We start from the raw sequence: 713 nt of genomic DNA, 5'->3' as shown, positions 1-713 counted from the left end.
AAACATGCACTATTAACACCTATTTGGTCATATATAATAGCTATTGTTTGTGTAAAACTACGCCTTGTTTGCAACATCCCTTGACTTTTTAAATCTCCTCTGCTATCTTTTCCTGAGGATCAAATTCTATAAATATAGTTTTCTTTATCAAAATTAGGAATATTATATCCGGTTTGACCTGCTCTAAAATTGCTAGTATCAACAACTTCTCAATCTGGTACATCTGGTACAATAATTAATTTTTTTAATTCATCTAAAATTTCCTTTTTTAATTTTTCAAGTTTATCATCTTTAATTTTTTCTATCACAATATTATTTAGTAATGCATCAACTTCTAACTGGGTATAATATGCTTCTAAATCTATCATAGTTAAATCAATACCTTCTTCTTGAAAAGTACGAAACATTTTCTTTAAAGTTGTTAAATTAGCCAATGATTTTGCATAAGTAGGCAATAGACCTTGTCATGTTGCCATAGGGTCATTTTGTGAAGAATAATTAATATTACCAACACTCATATTTGCCGAAGTAAAAAACTCAATTGGAATGCGATTAAATGTTCAATGCTCAATCGTAATAAACACCATATTAATACAAATTTTCTTTAATAACGGGTCTTTAAATGTTTCAAACTTTAATTTTGAAAATGGATAGTTTAAGTAAGAATTAATCATATTTTGGGCTCTTAAAGCAAAAGTTTTAAATCATAATTC

1 protein-coding gene is annotated in these 713 nt (G+C 27.2%); it reads right to left on the bottom strand.

Annotation, left to right across the window (positions count from 1 at the left end; all coding sequences use genetic code 4):
• Positions 1-713, bottom strand: a 713-nt coding sequence (locus D9R21_RS07890) for a hypothetical protein (RefSeq protein WP_158614024.1), incomplete at both ends; no start/stop codon positions are given.

It is taken from the genome of Spiroplasma endosymbiont of Megaselia nigra, assembly GCF_003987485.1.
Classification (GTDB): Bacteria; Bacillota_I; Bacilli_A; order Mycoplasmatales; family Mycoplasmataceae; genus Spiroplasma.
The sequence above is the reverse complement of the archived record's forward strand: the minus strand, read 5'-3'. Positions and strand labels throughout refer to the sequence as shown.